Raw genomic sequence first — 20,638 nt, forward strand, 5'->3', positions numbered from 1 at the left:
CGCGAGTAGGGCCTTACATGAATAGTCTGAATAGACGATGCGGCCGGGTGAGGGAGGGGAGAACACTTATAGAAACCGCGATGCCGAGGCTCGATTTTCCAGGCTGTTGCTTGATCCGTAGGCCGCGACAATCCCATAAGAACAAAAAAAGTGTGAGGTCTGCGATGAAGGCAAGTCTGTGCCTCGTGACGCTCGGAAATGCATCAGTGAACCCCGCCGCCTGCCTCGTTCCCGTGGAGCAAAAGGATGCGCAACGTCATGAGTGTTGAACACGTTGTCGAGTCTTTGGCTGAATGCGCTTTCCAGGCAACTTTTGCCGATGGCTTGCAGATGTTCTATGCCGCTCGCGACAGAGCGCCGCAGGCCGCAGCTGTGCATTATTTTGATACCACGCTCAGCTACGCCCAACTGGATCGGCAGGCCAACGCGTTGGCGGCGTTCTGGCAGGCTCAGGGGGTGGTTGCCGGTGATCGTGTCGGCCTGTTCCTACAAAATGTACCGCAGTTTGTGATTGGCCTGATTGCCAGTTGGAAGCTAGGCGCCATTGCGGTGAGTATCAACCCGATGAACCGGGCGCGAGAGCTCTCGTTACTGCTTGAGGACAGTCAGGCCAGGGTATTGATGTGCCATGACTCGCTCTATCATGAAGTGGTGGCTCAGCTTGAGCGTCGCCCTGACAGTTTGCTGCTGGTTGTTACGGGCGATCAGGCACTCCAAAGTCGCAACGACCCACGCATTTTCGGCGTGCCCTCGGCCCCGGCGGGGGAGGGTTTCACCCTGAGCGAAATCACCCACTCATGGGCCAATGCCGAGCCAGTTTTTGCACCGATCCAGGGCAGTGACGTTGCCACGATCGTTTACACCTCGGGCACCACCGGCCTACCCAAGGGGGTCGAACATACCCATTCGAATTTTGCCTTTAATAGCGAGGCCTTTTGCAACTGGGCCGCGCTGGGTGGAGGCGAGTCGATCCTGGCAATGGCTCCTCTGTTTCATGTCACTGGTTTGGTCCTGCACATTGGTGTGGCTTTTGCCTGCGCCGCACCACTGGTGCTGACTGCACGTTTCCATCCTGAGGTGTTTGCCGAAGCCGTGCAGACGCATCAGGCGACATTCACTATCGGCGCCATCACCGCATTTATTGCGCTGCTGAACGCCGACGGCGTTCGTTCTGAGCAGCTTGCGTCATTAAGCAAAATCTACTCGGGGGGCGCTCCGATTCCTGATGCAGTGGTCAGTGCTTACCGGCAGAAATTCGGCCATGACATCCGGGCGGTCTATGGCCTGACTGAAACCACATCAGTGGCAACCGCAGTGCCTCATGATCGATTGGCCGCTTGTAACGAGGAGGGCCAACAGTCGGTTGGACTGCCCATTCATGCTACCGAGTTGCGCATCGCCAATGAGCAAGGCGAGCAACTGGGGACGGGCAGCGTTGGGGAGATTCTGATTCGTGGCCCACAGGTGATGCGCGGTTACTGGCAGCGTCCCGAGGCAACCTACGAAGTGATGAGCGATGGTTTTCTGCGCAGCGGCGATGTCGGCTATCTGGACGCCGAAGGCTGGTTGTTCCTCGTTGATCGGATGAAGGACGTCATCATTGCCTCCGGCTTCAAGGTCTGGCCACGAGAAGTCGAGGACGTTCTCTACAGCCACCCCGATGTGCGTGAAGCCGCCGTGGTAGGCGTCAAGGATGACTATCGCGGTGAGAGCGTGAAAGCCGTCGTCAGCCTGAAGGCGGGCGCTCAGGTCACTCCCGAACAGCTCATGGTGTTCTGCAAGTCGCGCATGGCGGCCTACAAATACCCGCGGCAAATAGATATTTGCGACGACCTACCCAAAACCTCCAGTGGAAAAGTCATGCGTAAAGCATTGCGCGGGTGATTGCATTTTTCCCTGTGACTAGAAGGAATGAGTTCATGCGAGCAGTCGTTTTTCATGACCCTGGGCATATAGAAATGAATGCGCAGGCGACCGTCCCGAAAGTGGCGCCAGGCGAGGTCTTGATTCGTGTAGAAGCCTGCGGAATTTGTGGCAGTGACCTGCACATGTACCGCGCCAACGCCCATCGCAAGGAACTGGTGCGTGTAGATCCTGAGGGGCTAGAGATTCCGGGGCATGAATTCAGCGGTGTAATTACAGCGGTTGGGGAGGGTGTGGTCGGCTACAACATCGGCGAGCGTGTGGTGGGCGTCGGGATGGGCGGAATGGCCGATCTGGTACCCGTGCCGGTCAATCCATTTCAGTTGGTGCATATTCCCGACAACGTTTCATTCGTCGCGGCGGCGACCACCGAACCTTTGGCCGATGGTCTGCAAATGATTCGCAAAGCCGATCTGAAACCGGGCGACAACGTCGTCGTTTTCGGTGTAGGCATTATCGGCCTCGGGGTAATTCAGGCGCTCAAGGCGTTAGCGATCGATATCGGAAAAATCGTAGCTATCGATGTTTCTGATGAGCGCTTAGCTGTGGCGTTGGAGGTCGGGGCAACCGATACGATCAATCCCCGTCGCCAGGACCTGCTCTCCACCGCCAAGGCCATTTGCGGTTTTCTGCCTATCTCCTATCCCGAAATCGAGCCGACGGATATCAGTGTCGTCTTCGAGTGTGCCGGGTACCTGAAACACATGACCGGACCGGTGCCGCTGGAATCGGCTTTGCGTCTGGTGCGTCCAGCGGACGGAAGGGTTATCTGTTTTGGTGCCTATGAGGATCGATTGAACATCGACCTGATGCCGATGATTACCAAGCAGATCAGCCTGTTCGGCTCCAACGGCTACGCTGCCGGAGATCTGAGCCTGGCATTGCAATTGATGTCTGAAGGAGAGGTCGACCGTGAACGTTTGATTTCTCATCAGTTTGCGCTGGCCGATGTCCGTGAGGCTTTTGAGGCCCAGGGCAATGGGCAAGCGATCAAGGTCATGTTGATACCCAATCAGGTGACGCTTTGATTCGGAAGAATCACGTTTCGAAACACACATAAAAACAATGGAGAGAGACGATGACCGTTCAATCATTAGGCGAACGTATTGCTGACCTGCTCGTCGCCGAAGGTATTGACAAGTTTTTTTCGTTGCCAGAAGTCACCTTTGGCAAGTTGCATCATGCTTTGCATGATCGTGGTGTGCCTTTGATCGCACCTCACCATGAAACGGCCAGCGGTTTCATGGCCGAGGCCTATGCTGCGTTCACCGGCAATATTTCTGTGGTGGGCGCCAATTGTGGGCCTGGTGTCATCAATCTTTATTCGGCGATCGCCAATTCCTGGGAGGAACATCTTCCGGTGTTGTACCTCGGTTCGGAACGCACATCGTTGGCGCGTAACTCGCCTCGGCGCTCCAAATTTCAATGCCCACCGAGCGTTGAAGTGGTCCGCCCCATGACCAAGTTTGCTGCGGTGCTGGAGAACCCCATCGAGGCCGATGAGCTCTTTCACGAAGCTTTCCGTCAGTTGCGATCCGGCACGCCGGGTCCCGTCTACATCGGCCTGCCTTTCGATATGTTGTTGGAATCCCGCGATTTCGGCGCCCTTGTGCCGCCGCAGCTCTATCGCCCGGCAACGCTTGAAGAAACCGTTGGCGACGCGCAGATCGAAAAGGTCGCATCGATGCTGGTCCAGGCCAAATCACCACTGCTACTAGGCGGCGCGGGGATTCGTAATTCAGGTTCACAAGCGCTGTTTGATGAGTTGGTGCAAGCGCTGCAGGCGCCCGTTATTTTTACCGCGTCCGGGCGTGGTGTTCTGCCTGACACTCATCCGAATGTTTTTGATCTCGGCGTCGAGCCGGGGGCAAGCATCAGCCGCGACGCGGACGTGATTTTCGCGATCGGGACTCCCATCGGCGAGAAGATCGGTTTTGGTGGATTTGCCTATTCCAATGAGCAGATGGGGTTCCCTAATTATTTCGGCAAGCAAGGGACGCAGCGCTGGATTCAGCTTGATCTCGACCCTCAGAACATTGGTCGAAATCGCCCAGTGGACATGGGCTTGGCCGGCGACATGCGGCAGATTCTGCCGAGATTGATTGCAGCGCTACGACGCCTGCAACCCCTTCCGCGAAACACTCAGGTGGCAGATTGGCAGGCGGAACGGCAACGCCGCTATACCGATTTCTGTGCGCAAGTAGCGACAGTTTCGACCACTCCGATTCATCCGGGACGCGCGGTACTTGAAGTCCAAAAGACTCTGCCCGACGACGTTGTTCTGATCAGGGACGGGGGAGCGTTCAGTATCTGGATGCACAACTACATCCAGCATTCTCTGGGCGGGTTCATGTTCGCCGGGAAACTGGGCAACTTGGGCACGGGCCTACCTTATGCGCTGGGCGCGTCCTTGGCCGAAGAGAATGCGAATAAACGGGTCTGCCTGATCACCGGCGATGGCGCTTTCGGATTCTACCCGATGGAGTTTGAAACAGCGGTTCGCTATCAGTTGCCGATCGTCATTGTGGTGGGTTACGACCAGGGTTGGTCTCTGGAGGTGCCTTACTACATGCACGTATGTGGTCGAACCTTTGAGGTCGATCACGCCTTCGTCCGCCTGGATGACATGGCCCGTGCCATGGGCGGGCATGGCGAGTTCTGTGAAAGCAGTGATCAGATCGCTCCCGCCATGGAACGGGCATTTGCCAGCGGTAAACCGGCTATTGTCCAAGTTGTGATTGATCGCGAGGTGAATGCCTATCAAATGCCCAATACCCATCTGTGGTCACGTTGGCACGCTGACAAAGCGGTCTACAGCGACGAGTGATCGCAAGCATCCGTAGTGCCGCCGGACGGTAACTCGGTCAATCGTATGAGCAGGGCATGCCTATGAGTACTCAAGATACGCATCAACTTCCTAGAACCTACCGTTGGATGTCCAGCATCACGGTGCTGCTGGGTACTATTGCCCTGGGCTTTTCCGCCACCATGGTGATGGTGGCCTTGCCTGAGATGATGGTTGCTTTCAATGTTGGGCAAGAGGTCATCCAATGGCTTGCCACTGGCTTTCAGGTCACTACGACCACCTCGATCCTGGCTACCGGCTGGCTTACGGGACGCTTTGGCCTGCGGCGCGTTTACGTATTCACTTTGGTGCTGTTCGTCGTCGTTTCGTTGCTGGGCGCTGTGAGCTGGAATGCCCAGGTGGCGATTTTTGCCCGCGTCATGCAGGGCATTGCCATGGGGCTGGTCCCGGCGGTGGCGCTTATCACTATTGCTCGGGTCTTTCCGCCGCAAGCCGTCGGGATGGCCATGGGGGTCTTTGGCGTCGGCGCGGTGTTGGCTCCAGCCATCGGTCCGGCGGTAAGCGGTGTGTTGCTGGGGCCATTTGGCTGGCCGGTGATTTTCCTGTTTCCGCTGCTGTTTTGCTTACCTGCGCTGCTGCTGGCGTTCAAATATGTTCCGCAGGCGGACTCAACCCTCCTTCACGGACGTTTTGACTGGCTGGGAATGGCGCTGCTGACAGTGTTCATGTTCGCGCTGCTGAACATCACCGGGTTGGGCCTGAGCAAAGGTTGGACACACTGGCAGACTTTGGGGTGCTTGACGCTGACGCTGGTCAGCCTGGTCTGGTTAGTGGGCTGGCAGCTGCGTTGCCAGGCCCCGTTGGTCGAACTCAGTCTGTTTCGCAATCCGCGGTTTTGGGCCGTGTTTCTTGTGGCTGTTCCTTATGGGTTCTGTCTTTATGGCACGAGCTACCTGATCCCGTATTTTCTCCAAAGTGCTGCGGGATACTCGCCGGCGGACTCCGGCGCCATGCAGGTCCCGGGCGGGATTATCCTGGTGTTGGTCATTTTCAGCGCTGGCGCCTTATGCGACAAGCTCAGCGCCCGAGCGGTGACCATCGGTGGTTTGTTTCTGTTTGCGCTAGCCAGCATCGGCTTCACTTTTACCACTGCTGTGACCGGTTTTTGGCTGGTTGCGACTTGGTTCACCCTTAGCCGTGTAGCGATGGGCATGCTAATACCCTCCACCAGTGTGGCGGCCATACAGTCGGTTCCACCGGCGTTGCTGCCTTATGCCTCCACCACCATGAACTTCTTCCTGCAGTTGGGCGGGGCAGTAGGCATCAACGTGCTGGCGATCCTCTACCAATGGCGCCTGGAAGGGCATGCCACCACGAATGCTGCAACGGCGGCGTTTGAAGCCTTCCATGAGTGCTTCTGGTTGGCGGCGCTGTTAATGGCGTGCGCGCTAATACCGGCGGTATTCATTCGCAAGCTCACTCAGACGGAGCTGGCAACCAGTTCTGATGCCAGCAAGATTCCCTCTTGTCCCTGAACAACAATTGGGGAGACACGCCCCGAAAATGAAATGGGAGTTAATCGATGAACGCACACACGAATGAAACCGCACTCAAGGCGGCCTTGGCCATGCCCCGTGAACTATTGATCAACGGTGAGTGGCGAGCAGCGGTCGATGGCCGTAGTGCTGCGATCCATGATCCGGCAACCGGTCAGGAGATCGCAAAGATCGCGCATGCCGGGGAAGCGGATGTAGATACCGCAGTACGGGCCGCACAGGCAGCGGTAAGCAGTATTCACTGGCGAGACATTACGCCAGCAGCCCGTGAGCGATTGATGCTGCGCTTCGCTGATCTGATCGAGGAAAATGCCGATCTGTTGGCAGGCTTGGAGACACTGAACAACGGGAAGCTGCTGGCAAACTCACGAGGCTTCGACGTACTCGCTGGTGCTCAGTGGATGCGATACATGGCCGGCTGGGCGACCAAAATCGAAGGCCTGGCGCTGGACGTGTCGGCGTCTGCACCTGGGACCCGTTTTCAAGCAATCATCAAACGCCAGCCGGCGGGTGTAGTCGCGGCCATTGTTCCCTGGAACTATCCCTTGTTAATGGCCATCTGGAAAATCGCTCCGGCCCTGGCCACGGGCTGTACGCTGGTGTTGAAACCGTCCGAAGAGACACCACTGACCGCATTGAAGTTGGCTGAACTGGCGTTGCAGGCGGGGATTCCACCGGGTGTTTTCAACGTCGTGACTGGGGATGGCGCAACCGGCGCTGCTCTTGTACGCCATCCTGGTGTAAACAAAGTGGCATTTACCGGTTCTACCGAAGTGGGTCGAATTATCGGTCAGCAATGTGGGCATGACATCAAAAGAGTGTCTCTGGAGCTGGGCGGCAAAAGCCCGGTGATCGTACTCGACGACGTTGATGTGCAGGCCGTGATTGCCGGTGCAAGCAGTGCGATTTTCTATGATCAAGGGCAGGTCTGTACCGCGGGGTCGCGATTGTACGTGCACAAGAGACACTTCGACGAAGTGGTTGATGGGGTTGCGCAGGCAGCGAAGAGTTTGCGGCTGGGTTCTGGCTTCGATCCGCAGAGCCAAATTGGCCCATTGATCTCGGCCAAACAACGTCAAAGGGTGCTGGGACTGATCGAGACCGGTGAACGTGAAGGCGCTGAGTTGCTCGCCGGAGGTGTGGCACCGGAGGGTGGCGGTTACTTCGTCCAGCCGACGGTGTTCGCTCATACGTCGGGCAAGCCATTGACCCTGGTCAGGGAGGAAGTGTTCGGTCCGGTATTGGTGGCACAGCCTTTTGATGACATCGAAGAGGTGATTCGTCAGGCTAACGATACGTCTTATGGCCTGGCAGCCAGTGTCTGGACACGTAATATCAGTCACGCTTTACGCGTTGCCGAGCGTATCGAGGCGGGGACGGTCTGGATCAACACCCATCTGCCGTCGGACCCCAATATCCCGTTTGGTGGTTTCAAACAATCAGGAATAGGTCGCGAAAACGGCCGTGCAGCCATTGAGGCCTACACCGAAACCAAATCGATCGTGATCGCCTATTAAGCGGCGGATCTTCCAGTCTTGAGGGTGTACTGCGTCTGCACGTACACCCTTAATGACTTCATGGACCATGACGGTGGAATCAGGCGGTGCGTTGCATCCCAAGAGCCCAGGCAATTGACCCCTGGGCGGTCTCAAGCATCAATTTCACGCGTTCAGCTTTAGACAGGTGAGCATGTTCCAGCCAGGCGGGGATGTTGTTCAGAATCGACACCATATTGCGGACCGCTGCTTTCAAGTGGGGGGACGATGAACCGGAATCTGCAAGCAACGTCAGGAAGTGCTCTTCATAACGTTGGCGCAGTTGCTGAATTCGCGCCTGATGCTGAGCGCAAAGATTGCGCGACTCATGCTCGGCGACCTGGAAAAGCGCCCCTTTTTGCTCATGAAGGGCAATATGAGCTTGCAGCAACGCCTGCAGTTTTGCAGTGGCGCTGCGGTTTCTTCTCAGGTGGTGCTGTGCGTTAACCAGCAGAGTCTCGTAAAGCTCTTCGATCACTTCGAATAGCAGAATCTCCTTGCTCTCGAAGTGGTGATACAGCGAACCGGCATGAATACCTACATGGGCTGCCAACTCGCGCATGCTCACTTGACCAAACCCTTTCAAGGCAAAAAGCTCTACCGCTTTCTGGCGCGCCTGAAGCTCACGCGCCAGGGGGGGTGGCAAGCTGTCTATGCATGCCACGGCCTGTCGTTCAGTCATAACGGTAAAACCCTTGGCCGACTTTACGACCTAGGTGGCGTGCGGCGACCATTTCCTTGAGCAGTGGAGCAGGGCGGTACTTGGGATCACCGAAGCCGTCATGGAACGACTCAAGCACCGCCAGTAAGGTATCGAGACCGATCAGGTCAGCGAGCGCCAGGGGGCCGATCGGTTGGTTGCACCCCAGTTTCATGCCAGTGTCTATATCTTCCGCACTGGACAGGCCTTCCTGCAGGGCGAAGATCGCCTCGTTGATCATGGGCACCAGGATACGGTTGACTGCAAAACCGGGGCTGTTCCTTGCGGTAATCGGCGTTTTGCCAATCAGTCTGGCAAAAGCCAAGGTAGCGGTGTGGGTCCCATCGGAGGTTTGCAGGCCGCAGATCAACTCCACCAACGCCATCATTGGAACCGGGTTGAAAAAATGCAGTCCGATGAAGCGCTCTGGATGGCTGACCGCGGCGGCCAGTTGGGTGATGGAGAGGGAGGAGGTATTACTGGCAATGATGCTTGCAGCATCGACCTGTTGGTCGATCTGTTGAAGAATGCGCAACTTCAAGTCAAGGTTTTCTGTTGCGGCCTCGATGATCAGGCTCGCGTCAGCCAATGCGGCGTAGTCCGTCGTGGCATGGATTCGGCTCAGAACCTCATCCTTCGTTTCGGGAGTCAATGTCCCTTTGCGAACCTGACGATCAAGATTGTTCGCGAGGATGTCCAGACCGCGTGCCAATGCCTCATCAGTAACATCCACCAACGTGACCTGAAGGCCTGCGATCGCACATATCTGGGCGATACCATTGCCCATGGTGCCTGCGCCGATCACTGCTATGCGTTGCTTGTTCATAGTCGTTTCCATTGAGTCCGTCTCAAACGCGCTCGAAGATCGCAGCGATCCCTTGGCCGCCACCTATGCACATGGTGACGAGCGCATAGCGTCCCCCGGTACGATGCAGTTCGAAGATGGCCTTGGTGGTGATGATGGCGCCGGTCGCGCCCACGGGGTGACCGAGAGAGATACCAGAGCCATTCGGATTAACCTTGGCCGGGTCCAGATCGAGCTCGAGCGTGACAGCGCACGCCTGGGCGGCAAACGCTTCATTAGATTCAATGACATCCAGGTCGGCTACCGTCAAACCGGCGCGTGCCAACGCCAGGCGTGTCGCAGGGATCGGACCGAGCCCCATCAGCTGTGGGTCGACCCCGGCATGGGCATACGCGACCAGGCGGGCGAGGGGGCGCAGGTTGCTGTTGTTGACTGCCGTACCTGTCGCTAGCACCAGCGCCGAGGCGCCGTCATTCAAGCCTGAGGCGTTCCCTGCTGTGACCGTTCCGTCCTTCTTAAATGCGGGTTTCATTGTCGCCAGCTGTTCCAGCGAGGCATTGTCGCGGACGTGTTCGTCCACCGAAAAGTGTTTGGTGCCTTTACCCTCAGCAACTTCCACGGGCACGATCTGGCTCAGAAAATGCCCATTGGCAATCGCTGCGCACGCACGTTGCTGGCTTTGGAGCGCCAAGGCGTCTTGTACTTCCCGGCTGATGCCGTATCGGCTTGCGATGTTCTCAGCGGTGATCCCCATATGGATGCCATGGAGAGGATCGTGCAAAATGCCCAACATGTAGTCGACGGCCTCAAGGTTGCCCAGTCGTCCTCCCCATCTTGCGCCGGGCAGTATGTACGGACCGCGACTCATGGACTCCACTCCGCCGGCAACGGCAATTTGAGCATCACCCAGCAGCAGGGATTGAGCCGCGCTGATGATCGCTTGCAAGCCAGAGCCGCATAGTCGATTGACATTGAACGCGGGAGTTTCTTGTGGAATTCCCGCGTTGAGTGCTGCCACACGTGCCACATAGGCATCTTTGGGATCGGTTGGGATGACGTTGCCCATCACGACATGACCAATCTGTTGCGCATCGCAGCCGCTTCGTACTACCGAAGCGCTGACCGCGGCGGTTGCCAGTTGCGAAAGCGGAACGCCTTTGAGCGAACCACCGAAGCTTCCAATAGGCGTTCTTACAGCGCTGATAACATAAACTTCAGGCGAGGACATGGGAGCCTCCATGGGAATTGTTGGTCTTGCCGAGCGTGTACGCCGTTGTCGGCGGTACTGAAAAAAGCATCCGACAAGTGAGCCATCTCATCTCAACGGTTTTGGAAAACCGGCTTTCTCTTTTCGGTGAACGCCTGCATGCCTTCTTTCTGATCTTCCGTGGCGAATGTCGAGTGGAATAGCCGACGTTCGAAACGCACGCCTTCTGCAAGGCTGGTTTCGAACGCGCGATTGACTGCTTCTTTGGCCATCATATTGATAGGCGCTGATTGCTGGCAGATGCCTGTGGCAATCTTGAGGGCCTCTTCAATCAACTGAGCGGCGGGGACCAGACGGCTGACCAGGCCACAGCGCTCGGCTTCTTCTGCATCCATCATCCGCCCGGTCAGAATCATGTCCATGGCTTTCGATTTGCCAATAAAACGAGTCAATCGCTGGGTGCCGCCACCGCCGGGAATGGTGCCAATGGTAATTTCCGGCTGGCCGAATTTTGCGGTGTCCGCAGCGATGATGAAGTCACACATCATCGCAAACTCGCAGCCGCCACCTAACGCATATCCGGCGACCGCCGCGATAGTCGGTTTGCGAAAGGCTGCCAGACGATCCCAGGTGGTGGTTATGAAGTCGGTTTTGTAGACGTCCATATACGACAGGTTCTTCATCGACTTGATATCAGCACCCGCAGCGAAGGCTTTTGCGTTGCCTGTCAAGACAACGGCACCCACCTGATCATCTGCTTCCAACAGGTCAAGAAGGCTACAGAGTTCGTCTGTCAGTTCTGGAGACAATGCATTGAGCGCCTGCGGGCGATTGAGCGTGATCAGGGCGACTTTGCCGTGCATTTCCAATAGGAGATTGGTGTACATAAAGCGGTCTCTTTGATGAGGTTCAGCAGGCGTTGGTGGGGTGAGCCGAAGGTGTGGCGTTGAGATTTTCCTCGTCCGCGGTATCCGCGCTTACCCGTTCGTCATGCAGTAACAACAATGGATTTTTGCTGCTGCCAATGTATGGTCTATGGGGTTTTGTGTGATCGTCTGAACGGACTAGGAGTGGGGTGGGGTTGAAGCCATTTTCAATGACGAACCTCTGCAAACTTCGGTGCTGTAAGATTGCTTTGCAGGGGCGGCAGCATATGTCGCTGGACTTCGATGTCCTACAGCCCTACGACAGAGATTGTGTCTCTGTGGTGGATGTCTGAAAATTTTACTCGGCGTACGTATGGGCGGTGTGAAATTGTTTTGCTGTCTGATTGGCTGTGGGTTGAATCAAATAGGCTTAGCCTAAGCGCCCCTGTTTGGCCCTTGATACCCCTCAAAAACAAGTCCAAAATTAAGTCTTTTCCTTCTCCGGCAAGAAAAGAAACCCCTTAGATTTCAATGGGTCGGACGCTAGATGCGAGTCTCGTTTCCCGCTCCAAATACAGAAAAACGCCACTCATTGAGTGGCGTTTTTTTTTGCGCGTTATTTTGTTGTCAGCATTGAAAAAAGAGGCTTTTGCCTCTTTTTTTCGTTCCAGTGATTTCTACTGAGAACCACCCCCAGCCACGCTTTTTTGTACATTAAAACGTACGTCGAAATCCGGTCCCAGGGCATGCCGGTTTTCAGATAGATGACGCATTGCTGGAACCCGTACATCTCTCCTCAATCGATCGAGACGAGGAGATGTACATATGCCTTTGACTGAAAATGCGAAAGGGGATTAATCCTCGAACCGCTCGAAGAGAGGATCGTCTCACTGCCTTGGCTGCTGGCGAGAATTCTCTTACAGCAGTCTTTCTGGTCTGGCGAACCTTCAAGGTGGTTACATTGAGGCTCGGCCCAGTTTGATGTAGAGCTTGGGGGTGATGAAAACACTAATCTAATGCTGAGGATTTTCAATGAGTTGCGGGTTTTTTGACCTGATCTCGGACTCAAAATTATCGATAGCGCTTAGTGCTAGAGTCTTTTGCTCAGATAGATTTTTTCTCGTTACACGCATCACTCGATTTCTTCTTGCTTTTAGATAATCCAATTGGCCCGCTGGATTATCACTCAATGAAAGTGGAAGCATGGTTAAGGTGTCACTGAGTTCCTGCTTTGAGAGCTGTCCTTTCTTCGCGAAAATCAATAAGCGTTCCATATGGTGGTCAGAAAATAACCCCAGCGCTATAAGTGAGTCTTCTAAATCTCCGCCATCTAGCACTCTTAAGTGCTCAACTAAATACTGAGCGCTCCAATCATTTCCTTGTTCAACCAAATGCATCAATTGGTTGAGGTTGCTGTTCGACTGCTCGATAATCGACCAGCATTCAGTTTCGCTAGCTTCTGATAATGCAATAAGAGTACGCTTTTCTGGAGTGGTTAAAAACATCATGACTGCCTCTCGGCAATGGGGTGAACTATCACTCGCCGAAGCTGGCATGCCTAAGCTTGTAAGTGTGAGTAGCGTAAACAAAAATTCAAGTGTCGACTTTTTTATGATCATGGCGCACCACCTTTCAATAGATCAATGAAGTATCTTTCCTGGAGAATTACCCCCGTACGCAGGGTGTTCTCATTCGTCGTCAAACAAGTCATTCGATGGACTAACAGATGCTGTAATTCTTTCAGTTCCATCAGGGCTGATAATGTTGTTGGTTCTATTCATGGTGTTTATTGTGTCACCAAGGCGATCGGTGGAATGCGGAGTTCCGGGGCTAATCGGGTGCATTAGCTGCCAGTGCAACTGATTGTCGCTTGGGGGCGTATATTTGACAACTGCCGCCCTCACCGTAAGCAATGTGGGGAGTCGGGCTTGACCTTGTTTGATGTGGCCTAAATTATCGATCTTCCCCCAGCATGGGGAAAGATGCTTTAGCTTTTCGAGCGGAGATTTGTTTACATGTCTCGATCTTTCGTCACATGCCATACAAAACATTTCGCTAGATTGGTAGGAATGCCTTTGGCGTTTTCCTGAAGCCATGAACTAATAGCTTGCTCCTCATCAGGCTTCGCTCCGCCACTCCATAGAGTTATAAAGTGATGGTCGATTGGGTTGTCTGAATAAAATAAAAATGCAGGGTCAGTCTCATCTGAGGCTGCATACAAAATCGTCCAGCTAAGGCTTTTAAAAGATTGTAAAATCTCTACGTTGTCGACATTTAATTGATGTCCCACCTCTATGCGTAGTTTCGGTATTTCAGATAAGTTTAAACGTCGGTCAATACCATCACAGGGTGATTTGGCCCATGCAGTCAATGGCGGCAATAGGCACGAAATTGCAATCATGAAGATCTTAATGTTTGGAATGCTCATCGGTTAATTTCCTTTGTAACGATACAAAGTCGGCGCGCCGTACCAGAAGCTTTTGGCGGGAGCAAAAACTGGCCCTCCTGTGTGTGAGGCGCTCCATACATCTCTATTTGAGGAAGCTACTAGAGAATTGGCCACTTGTCATTCGTCCAATATCAATATCTGCTTGTTTGTAGATCGATGAAATGGATCCTGAACAATCTGCCCCAGTCTTCGTAGCGCCGCCCCAGACATATGGGACGTTGGAGCTTGACCAGTCTTGGGCTGCTAGCTCCACAGCTGCCTGCTGCACTGGGGTAAGTGTTAAACCAAATGGATCAATGAAATTCGTCGGGTTTCCCGATACATAGACAAATATATTTATCCCTCCCGCAAGACCAATCGGATCTCCCGAGATAAAACGCCCAAAACCTAGTTGGTAATACCGTGCCCGATAGTAATAGAGACCCGTACCATCATTTTTTCGATCGGTGTACTGCTGCTGTTAACACTGGCGGAGCCGCTGCTACTGGTCTGGCCATAAGGGTGCTGTCGGCAAGTGCTTGGGGTTGAACCCAGCGCATCAACCAAGTGGCTGTAGGTGCTGCCACTGGCCTCGGTGCGGTTGAATACTTCATCCAAGCCGCCCGTGAGGAGATTTGGCCTGTACCGTGGGGGTTACATTACCTTATCTTTCCAGAAGATTCTTCAGTGATGCATGACTGTCAATATATTTGATATCTGCAATTCTCCATCCTTTCGGAGAATCAATCATTACATACGAAAGCTTGATTTTTTCATGATTTGATGGGTAAACAAATTGCACGTCAACGCGCCTTGGATTGATGCTCTTTATGCTTAATTCTGATGCGGAAGCATCTTGTGAGGCAAATATTGGATTAAACTCTAACTTGCAAGTCTCGCCGGGATTTTTTGCAATACAGTCTGCCTCCTTTAAAATGAGGTGCACAAGTTTGTCATCAAAATACTTCTCGAGTTCTTCCTTCGATTGCATTAGAAGAGGGTCTCCAATGCTCTTCTTGGCATCATCTGGAGATGAGAATAGCGCCTCCCAACCATAATTCTTATATAGTTGATATACAATATCTGTCGATTCGACATCTTGTGGGTAGGCAGGTTGTGCAAATAGAAGCGGCACTCCAGCGACATGCAGGAATACCAGGTTTCGCAAATAGACTAATGTTATAGATTTTATATTATTGATTTGGTGCTCGATATATTTGATATGTCGAGTTTTCATGTCCGATACCTGGTGAGAAGTGATTTTTGTTGAAGTTCGACACCCATTGATCACTAATGAATATTGCAATACATCCAGGCGGATTTCCGCCAGGATGTGGTTGAAATACTACGGTATCACCTGCTTGAGGAGTGTAATTTTCTGAAGGAATAGGCGTAAACCCATTGTTTGTCAGCCGGCTTGTTATATTGGATTTTTTCATAATTTGTCTGAGGGTTTTAGCTCGTCGAACAATGTTTTTCTGATTGTAATTGGTATTTTTTTCTGGCTGGCGTAGTCGTTTATAAGAGCGATGAGCTCTGAAATGTTTTCAAGCTGGTCGGTGAATGTGATCTTCCCTGATGGAGTAATCCGGAATATTGGTTTTGTTGTAGGATATATATTAAATCCTCTGGCATTAAGTCCGCGCATGCTAGATACAGGGAAGGCAGTAATTAAGCTGACATTTTCCCATTTTATTTTTTGCCAGGTTTTACCAAAAATTTGTCTGGATAAGCACTGATCATCAATGGATAAAACTGAGCGTCCAGCTAAGATCAATCCTCCGACTAATATGGTTAAAGATAAGGATATTAATAAAAATATCCCGCCTCCTAATGCACCGTCACGCTTAATCCATATCCCTCCTAAAAAAATGCATAAACCGCTGGTGACGCACATCCATAGAGCAATGAAATACTGTCCCCGAAACTTGAATACAGTTATGTTACTCACTATGCGATCACTCCTAATGTATATAATGACCACTGCTTGTTTGCCTTGGCAGTGCATTGATCTCGCAGAGCGAAATCCATTCATAGCCACTGGATCCATTGCACTACCAATCATTCCTATAAACCAGGCACATGCTCAGGTAGTGCACGCTGCGCATGCTCAGTTACTGGTACTTAGCGGGCTGAAATCTGGAGCGGGGATGCCAGGGGAGGTAGGGGAGAAAAGCAGAGTGCTTTGTATCAATGCATTGGCGAATACTCAGCATTTGCTGCCGAGGCTTTAGACCTGAAGCCACCATAAGCACCTCCCTGTGAACCGGAGCCACATTAGGCTCGTCGTACACGTCGTATGCACAGCGGTTGGAACACGTGTGTGTTCACGATGGGGTCTTCATTCCATGACCTTGGGGGAGATCGAACGTCCACGATCCCGAGCATCCAGCACGAGATGACAGTAGTACAGGGTTTGAGAACTTGCCAACGGGAGCCCGGAAATCGACCAGCAGGAATGGTTCTTCTGCAATTGAGGTCGATGGTGCGAGGGTTGTTGAAGGAAGCCTGATTCCTTGCTGGGTATGCAAGCAGCTCCTCTATTTAGCTACTGGCGCGATTGGCGATCGGTACAGATTGGGTCACGCAACTCAAGACGCTACTGATCGAGCACGCCGGCGTAGTCGTGTGGGTCAACTCTGCCGCCTAATGCCTTGCAAGCACGAAGCCCGACGTTCTCAACCGCGAAGGTGTATTCGGGCATGCCCCATTCATCGAGGCCTGCGCGGTACAGAGGTAGCCGTCGCTGGCCTCAAGCAGTTGTGCTTCATTGATGAGGACACCGCCTCGTCTGGATAGTTGTGCCAGACTTCCTGTAAAGCAGTTGATCGCTAAAGGTGCGAAACGAATGACTTCATTCAGGTTCATAGGGCGCTCTCGCTCGCCGGATGAGGATCGGCGTGAAGACGGTTTTCGGCCCCTCGAATGGCTTTGGCGATTCGCCAGAAATAAATTGCGCCAATCGAAAATTCGAACACCGAACCGATGACCCAGCATGTCATCAGCGACGACGGCACATCGCGATTGCTCATTGCGACGTAATAGATCAACGGAATGCTTATAAACCACATCAGAATCAGGCGCACTACCAGCGAAAATCTGGCCATGCCAATACTCTCCAAGACGGCTGCACCCGTCATAGAGAAGACAAAGGCGGCGGAGAATGTCCACAGTACGCGTTGTGTATCGATGGCCAGGGCGACGATCTCCGGGTTGTGCCCCAGGTCGCCGAAAGCCTTGAGCAAGACCTGTGGCAAAGTGATTTGAACGGTGGAAACCAGCAGTACGTAGAACAGCTCGATGGTCACGGTCACCCGTAGGATCGTTGCCAACTCAGTGTATTGCTCCTTGCCCACTGCAGTGGCGCACAGAATGCTGCAACCAATACCCAAACCGATGATCGGGATGATGCCCAGGTAATTGATCGTCAGATTGACGTTGTTTGCCGCTAGCGCGCTAGAGCCCAGTACCGCGACTATCCAGATGAACGCAGTGTTGCCGAGCTGATCCACCCCGGCGGATAAGCCACTGGGAACACCTCTACGCAGCCGGAAAAACAGCCGAGGCAGTAGGCGCTCGCTACGGGCAATGAAGATGTTCATCAACTCAAGCCAGATTTCTCGAGGCAGCATTACTGCGTAGCACGTCAGCATGGACAGAGTGCCGATCAACGTACCGATAGCGGCTCCGGCCATTCCCATTTCGGGCAGCCCGAACTTTCCGAAGACCAGGCCGACGGTGAAGATTGAGTCGACTACTTGACCAACGATGCCGATCATGAGCGTTTCGCGGGTTCGACCCACACCGTTGAAGAACGAGGACAGCGCTGTGTCGATCGTCATTACGCCACCGAAGATCGCCGCCCAGAGCATGTACTGCGATTCGAGGCTGACAATCTGCGGTGGGCGGGAGCTGAGCTGTGGGATCATCGCGATCAACGGAGCGGCGACAAACAGCAGGGCACCGCAGGCAATACCAAGGAGCAGCCCCAGTGCGGCTTCATTCCAAGCCTCGCTGAGCCCCGATCGACCATTCGCCTGTGCAATAAAGGAACGTGACACGCCTACGGTGCTACAGAAGAAAGCGATGATCGCCATGCTCGTGAATACTGCTGGACCGGAGGCGGCCAGCGTATCTTGTGAGTAGTTTGCCAGGCATAGCCTGTCGACAAGCATCATCAATAAATTGCCGACCATCGTCCCCATCAACGGAAACGAGACGATAGCGATTCTTTTCGCCACCCCTGCGTCAAACCAGTGCCGCATATTCACATTCCTTTGTCTCGCGGCTGCCGCGATGGTCGCCCAACACCTCGCGTAAAAGAGCCAGCAGTGTGTCGGGATTTCCAATCTGCGCCAGCAGCAACAACAGCAGACGCTCCATGCCGAAGGCGACGCAGGCTGAATGCATGAGCGGTTCTGGGGCTTGCGGGCCGATCTTGAATGCGTTGGTAAACAGATCCCGGTGCAAGTTGCGCGAACTATCCTGTCATATGGATGGACCCAGTGGACACCATTTTTAGCCTCACAAGCGGATCGCCATGCGCTAACGAACCTCTTATCCAAAGCCCTTCAAAACCCGAGTCGTCCAGGAATGCCTGCAACGTCCTGGCCGGTGTCATCGTCGAAGGCGAATGGCATCCCGATCGTGTTTAGTAAGGCTCATCACAGAGTGCACCTTAATAATGAAGGAAAGATAAGAATACTTCTTACAAAATTATCAAAAAAACCTCTATGGGAATTAATAATTAATTCATAAAAAAATGTACTTCTCCTAACCTTTAAGCATCAATTGCGGAGGTGCATTTATGTTGATTTTCATTAAGTCGATGATCATTGGGCTTTGTATCGCAGCCCCTGTGGGACCCATTGGGCTGTTGTGCATACAGAGGAGCCTTGCGCTTGGATGGAGAGCAGGTTTCGCGACAGGGTTAGGGGCGGCCACAGCCGATTCGATCTATGGATTTGTCGGTGCGCTGGGAATCACAGTCATCATAGCGACACTCATTAGCTTTAAGCCATGGTTGTGTATTTTGGGGGGGATGTTCCTCGCGTACATTGGTTATCAAACAATAAAATCGAAAGCGAGCTCAACAGCCCTGGCGGGTGAACGAGCCAACCTGTTAAAAGCCTACTTGAGTACACTGTTTTTGACACTGTCGAACCCAATGACCATCCTGTCGTTTATTGCGATATTTGCTGCCATGAGCGATGGCATGGCTAATGATCAAAGCGGTCAGCACTCAGTGCTGCCTATGGTGACAGGTATATTTCTAGGCTCGGCTGTCTGGTGGCTGGGATTGAGCGGATTCTCCTCCATATTCAAGACCAGAATCTCCCAATCAAAGCTCAGGTTGATCAACTATTTTTCCGGGTCAACCATCACCATTCTGGGTGCCTACCAAGTAGCCACTGGCGTTATGCTCGCCACAGCAGCTTAATAGGGAAATGAGGCAAGGCTTATTTCTTATTGACTGATGAGTAAGCCTTGGCATCAATCCCCTACGGTTTGACGGGAGGATGCTTTACTGCGTTCTGGATTCAATGTACGCCCTGAGGCTGCCTATCGCTTGTTTGATTTCTGATTCTGTCGCATTGCTAAACGACAATCTGACCTGAGTGACAGCCTGATTCGTCAGCGAAAACAAGGAAGTGGGAAATACAATAACCTTGAAGTTCCTGGCGCACTCGCACATTTCAAAATATTCAAAGGTGAAGGGCAACTGTACATTGATGAAAAAACCTCCCTCTGGATGGTTCCAGGTGACGCTTCTTCGAGAGCAAGTCTTGATCGGGAATTCACGTTCAAGGCATTCAATCATATGGTTTCTTTTTTGCCTGTAAGACAACACTCTTGGTTGATTAAGCTGTTTTAAAGAGTAATTGTTCTCTATCAGCAAACCTCCGACAATTGCCTGGCACAGGGCAGGTGTATTGACGGTGATCAAGCTTTTGGCTTTACATAACCTGGCGCTAAAGGAAATCACCCCAGCGCTCTCCGGGGCGACTACGTAGCCCATACGCAATCCCGGAAAAATTGACTTTGCAAAAGAGCCAAGAAGGAATACTCGACTACTGTCGATTGACTTCATCAAGGGGATTTTATCTCCCTCGTACCTGAAGTAGCTGTAGGCATTATCCTCCAGGATAAAAAAATTCATTTCATTGGCCAAGGAGAGCATGGCCTTTCTGTCTTCATAGGAAAGGCTGTTAGCAGTAGGGTTACTAAAATCTGAAATCGCGTACAGCGCTTTTACCTTTTCCCCTCTGGACTCAAGATCTTCAGCTACCTTGCGCAGGGCGGATGGATCGAGGAAGGTGTCCTCAGGAACGGGTACAATTTTTATTCTTAATAATTTCGCAATCCCCGTTATTCCGGAAAACACAGGGTCAGGCACTAATAAAACACCACCTCCTTCAAAAATTGATAGCAGTGTCAAGGTCGCAGCTTCCTGAAACCCCATACACACGACAATACTTTCAGGGTTGAAAATTTTTATGCCTTCATCCACCTGCAAGTGTTCGGCTATTATGCCGTTGATAATTCCGGTGGTTTTTCCATATTGGCAAAGTAGTGTCGCAAGCGAGTGTTCCGTATCGACGGCGTATCGTGCATAGCTGGCCAGCCCTTTATCGATGAGGGACAGGTCGCATTGCTCGTCGTCAGGTCGACCGGAAGCCAGAGAGATTGCCTCTGGATTTTCACTGGAAATGGAATTTAGAAGATGGATAACGTTCAGAGTAGGGTCTTCGAATATCGTTTTTTCGAGTACGCTGGGCAATCTCGCTTCTCCATAAAAAGCAACGAGCCGT

19 protein-coding genes and 1 pseudogene are annotated in these 20,638 nt (G+C 52.8%); 6 read left to right on the forward strand and 14 right to left on the reverse strand.

Annotated elements, in window-relative coordinates; all coding sequences use genetic code 11:
* Window positions 1–258 precede the first annotated feature (258 nt).
* The 5 genes from ACEN9A_RS11610 (at window position 259) to ACEN9A_RS11630 (ending at window position 7,802) form a co-directional block, all read left to right on the forward strand.
* A complete protein-coding gene (locus ACEN9A_RS11610) occupies window positions 259–1,884 on the forward strand; it encodes a class I adenylate-forming enzyme family protein (protein WP_413386584.1) in 1,626 nt (541 codons plus the stop codon).
* Window positions 1,885–1,919: 35 nt separating this feature from the next.
* The gene (locus ACEN9A_RS11615; protein ID WP_413386582.1) at window positions 1,920–2,951 is read left to right on the forward strand and encodes a zinc-dependent alcohol dehydrogenase; all 1,032 of its coding nucleotides are present in this window, start codon (window positions 1,920–1,922) and stop codon (window positions 2,949–2,951) included.
* Window positions 2,952–3,001: 50 nt separating this feature from the next.
* A complete protein-coding gene (locus tag ACEN9A_RS11620; protein ID WP_413386580.1) occupies window positions 3,002–4,750 on the forward strand; it encodes a thiamine pyrophosphate-binding protein in 1,749 nt (582 codons plus the stop codon).
* Window positions 4,751–4,857: 107 nt separating this feature from the next.
* Window positions 4,858–6,264: an MFS transporter gene (locus ACEN9A_RS11625; protein WP_413386578.1), complete on the forward strand. Its 1,407-nt coding sequence runs from the start codon at window positions 4,858–4,860 to the stop codon at window positions 6,262–6,264.
* A 47-nt stretch (window positions 6,265–6,311) separates the two neighbouring features.
* Window positions 6,312–7,802: an aldehyde dehydrogenase family protein gene (locus tag ACEN9A_RS11630; protein ID WP_413386576.1), complete on the forward strand. Its 1,491-nt coding sequence runs from the start codon at window positions 6,312–6,314 to the stop codon at window positions 7,800–7,802.
* 79 nt (window positions 7,803–7,881) lie between these two features.
* Here the strand turns inward: ACEN9A_RS11630 and ACEN9A_RS11635 are convergent, their stop codons facing one another.
* From ACEN9A_RS11635 to ACEN9A_RS11695, 13 genes and pseudogenes are all read right to left on the reverse strand, one after another.
* Entirely contained in the window at window positions 7,882–8,502 is a 621-nt protein-coding gene (locus tag ACEN9A_RS11635; protein ID WP_413386574.1) for a TetR/AcrR family transcriptional regulator, read from the reverse strand.
* A complete protein-coding gene (locus ACEN9A_RS11640; protein WP_413386572.1) occupies window positions 8,495–9,346 on the reverse strand; it encodes a 3-hydroxybutyryl-CoA dehydrogenase in 852 nt (283 codons plus the stop codon). The genes ACEN9A_RS11635 and ACEN9A_RS11640 overlap by 8 nt, the downstream gene beginning before the upstream one ends.
* Window positions 9,347–9,368: 22 nt before the next feature.
* Window positions 9,369–10,553, reverse strand: a complete 1,185-nt coding sequence (locus ACEN9A_RS11645) for an acetyl-CoA C-acyltransferase family protein (RefSeq protein WP_413386570.1) — start codon at window positions 10,551–10,553, stop codon at window positions 9,369–9,371.
* A gap of 92 nt (window positions 10,554–10,645) precedes the next feature.
* Window positions 10,646–11,419, reverse strand: a complete 774-nt coding sequence (locus ACEN9A_RS11650; RefSeq protein ID WP_413386568.1) for an enoyl-CoA hydratase — start codon at window positions 11,417–11,419, stop codon at window positions 10,646–10,648.
* Between the two features lie 992 nt (window positions 11,420–12,411).
* Window positions 12,412–13,017 carry a hypothetical protein gene (locus tag ACEN9A_RS11655; protein WP_258673607.1) on the reverse strand — a complete coding sequence of 202 codons (606 nt, stop codon included), beginning with the start codon at window positions 13,015–13,017 and terminating at the stop codon, window positions 12,412–12,414.
* A 392-nt stretch (window positions 13,018–13,409) separates the two neighbouring features.
* Window positions 13,410–13,826 carry a hypothetical protein gene (locus tag ACEN9A_RS11660; RefSeq protein ID WP_258673609.1) on the reverse strand — a complete coding sequence of 139 codons (417 nt, stop codon included), beginning with the start codon at window positions 13,824–13,826 and terminating at the stop codon, window positions 13,410–13,412.
* A gap of 103 nt (window positions 13,827–13,929) precedes the next feature.
* On the reverse strand, window positions 13,930–14,115 hold the full coding sequence (locus ACEN9A_RS11665) for an NlpC/P60 family protein (RefSeq protein WP_408981109.1): 186 nt from the start codon (window positions 14,113–14,115) through the stop codon (window positions 13,930–13,932).
* A gap of 24 nt (window positions 14,116–14,139) precedes the next feature.
* Window positions 14,140–14,289 (reverse strand): annotated as a pseudogene (locus tag ACEN9A_RS11670) (RHS repeat-associated core domain-containing protein); the annotation flags it as partial.
* Between the two features lie 201 nt (window positions 14,290–14,490).
* A complete protein-coding gene (locus ACEN9A_RS11675) occupies window positions 14,491–15,063 on the reverse strand; it encodes a hypothetical protein (protein ID WP_258673611.1) in 573 nt (190 codons plus the stop codon).
* Window positions 15,064–15,261: 198 nt separating this feature from the next.
* Complete coding sequence (locus ACEN9A_RS11680; RefSeq protein WP_413386565.1) at window positions 15,262–15,777, reverse strand: hypothetical protein; 516 nt, start codon at window positions 15,775–15,777, stop codon at window positions 15,262–15,264.
* Between the two features lie 695 nt (window positions 15,778–16,472).
* On the reverse strand, window positions 16,473–16,694 hold the full coding sequence (locus tag ACEN9A_RS11685) for a hypothetical protein (RefSeq protein WP_258673613.1): 222 nt from the start codon (window positions 16,692–16,694) through the stop codon (window positions 16,473–16,475).
* The gene (locus ACEN9A_RS11690; RefSeq protein WP_258673614.1) at window positions 16,691–18,091 is read right to left on the reverse strand and encodes an MATE family efflux transporter; all 1,401 of its coding nucleotides are present in this window, start codon (window positions 18,089–18,091) and stop codon (window positions 16,691–16,693) included. The genes ACEN9A_RS11685 and ACEN9A_RS11690 overlap by 4 nt, the downstream gene beginning before the upstream one ends.
* Window positions 18,075–18,296, reverse strand: a complete 222-nt coding sequence (locus ACEN9A_RS11695; RefSeq protein WP_258673615.1) for a hypothetical protein — start codon at window positions 18,294–18,296, stop codon at window positions 18,075–18,077. Before ACEN9A_RS11695 ends, ACEN9A_RS11690 begins: the two co-directional genes overlap by 17 nt.
* Window positions 18,297–18,633: 337 nt before the next feature.
* Here ACEN9A_RS11695 and ACEN9A_RS11700 point away from each other — a divergent pair, with 337 nt between their 5' ends.
* Window positions 18,634–19,266 (forward strand): LysE family translocator, encoded by a 633-nt coding sequence (locus ACEN9A_RS11700; RefSeq protein WP_018927726.1) that lies wholly within the window; start codon window positions 18,634–18,636, stop codon window positions 19,264–19,266.
* 84 nt (window positions 19,267–19,350) lie between these two features.
* Here the strand turns inward: ACEN9A_RS11700 and ACEN9A_RS11705 are convergent, their stop codons facing one another.
* Window positions 19,351–20,607, reverse strand: coding sequence for an aminotransferase-like domain-containing protein (locus tag ACEN9A_RS11705; protein ID WP_258673616.1), 1,257 nt, complete (start codon window positions 20,605–20,607; stop codon window positions 19,351–19,353).
* Window positions 20,608–20,638: the final 31 nt, after the last annotated feature.

The organism is Pseudomonas sp. Pseusp18, from assembly GCF_059506005.1.

Coding starts and splice junctions, on each gene's coding strand:
- ACEN9A_RS11610 (WP_413386584.1), top strand. CDS start 259: ATGAGTGTTGAACACGTTGTCGAGTCTTTGGCTGAATGCGCTTTCCAG.
- ACEN9A_RS11620 (WP_413386580.1), top strand. CDS start 3,002: ATGACCGTTCAATCATTAGGCGAACGTATTGCTGACCTGCTCGTCGCC.
- ACEN9A_RS11675 (WP_258673611.1), bottom strand. CDS start 15,063: ATGAAAACTCGACATATCAAATATATCGAGCACCAAATCAATAATATA.
- ACEN9A_RS11640 (WP_413386572.1), bottom strand. CDS start 9,346: ATGAACAAGCAACGCATAGCAGTGATCGGCGCAGGCACCATGGGCAAT.
- ACEN9A_RS11625 (WP_413386578.1), top strand. CDS start 4,858: ATGTCCAGCATCACGGTGCTGCTGGGTACTATTGCCCTGGGCTTTTCC.
- ACEN9A_RS11645 (WP_413386570.1), bottom strand. CDS start 10,553: ATGTCCTCGCCTGAAGTTTATGTTATCAGCGCTGTAAGAACGCCTATT.
- ACEN9A_RS11700 (WP_018927726.1), top strand. CDS start 18,634: ATGTTGATTTTCATTAAGTCGATGATCATTGGGCTTTGTATCGCAGCC.
- ACEN9A_RS11635 (WP_413386574.1), bottom strand. CDS start 8,502: ATGACTGAACGACAGGCCGTGGCATGCATAGACAGCTTGCCACCCCCC.
- ACEN9A_RS11630 (WP_413386576.1), top strand. CDS start 6,312: ATGAACGCACACACGAATGAAACCGCACTCAAGGCGGCCTTGGCCATG.
- ACEN9A_RS11650 (WP_413386568.1), bottom strand. CDS start 11,419: ATGTACACCAATCTCCTATTGGAAATGCACGGCAAAGTCGCCCTGATC.
- ACEN9A_RS11685 (WP_258673613.1), bottom strand. CDS start 16,694: ATGAACCTGAATGAAGTCATTCGTTTCGCACCTTTAGCGATCAACTGC.
- ACEN9A_RS11690 (WP_258673614.1), bottom strand. CDS start 18,091: ATGCGGCACTGGTTTGACGCAGGGGTGGCGAAAAGAATCGCTATCGTC.
- ACEN9A_RS11615 (WP_413386582.1), top strand. CDS start 1,920: ATGCGAGCAGTCGTTTTTCATGACCCTGGGCATATAGAAATGAATGCG.
- ACEN9A_RS11655 (WP_258673607.1), bottom strand. CDS start 13,017: ATGATCATAAAAAAGTCGACACTTGAATTTTTGTTTACGCTACTCACA.
- ACEN9A_RS11660 (WP_258673609.1), bottom strand. CDS start 13,826: ATGAGCATTCCAAACATTAAGATCTTCATGATTGCAATTTCGTGCCTA.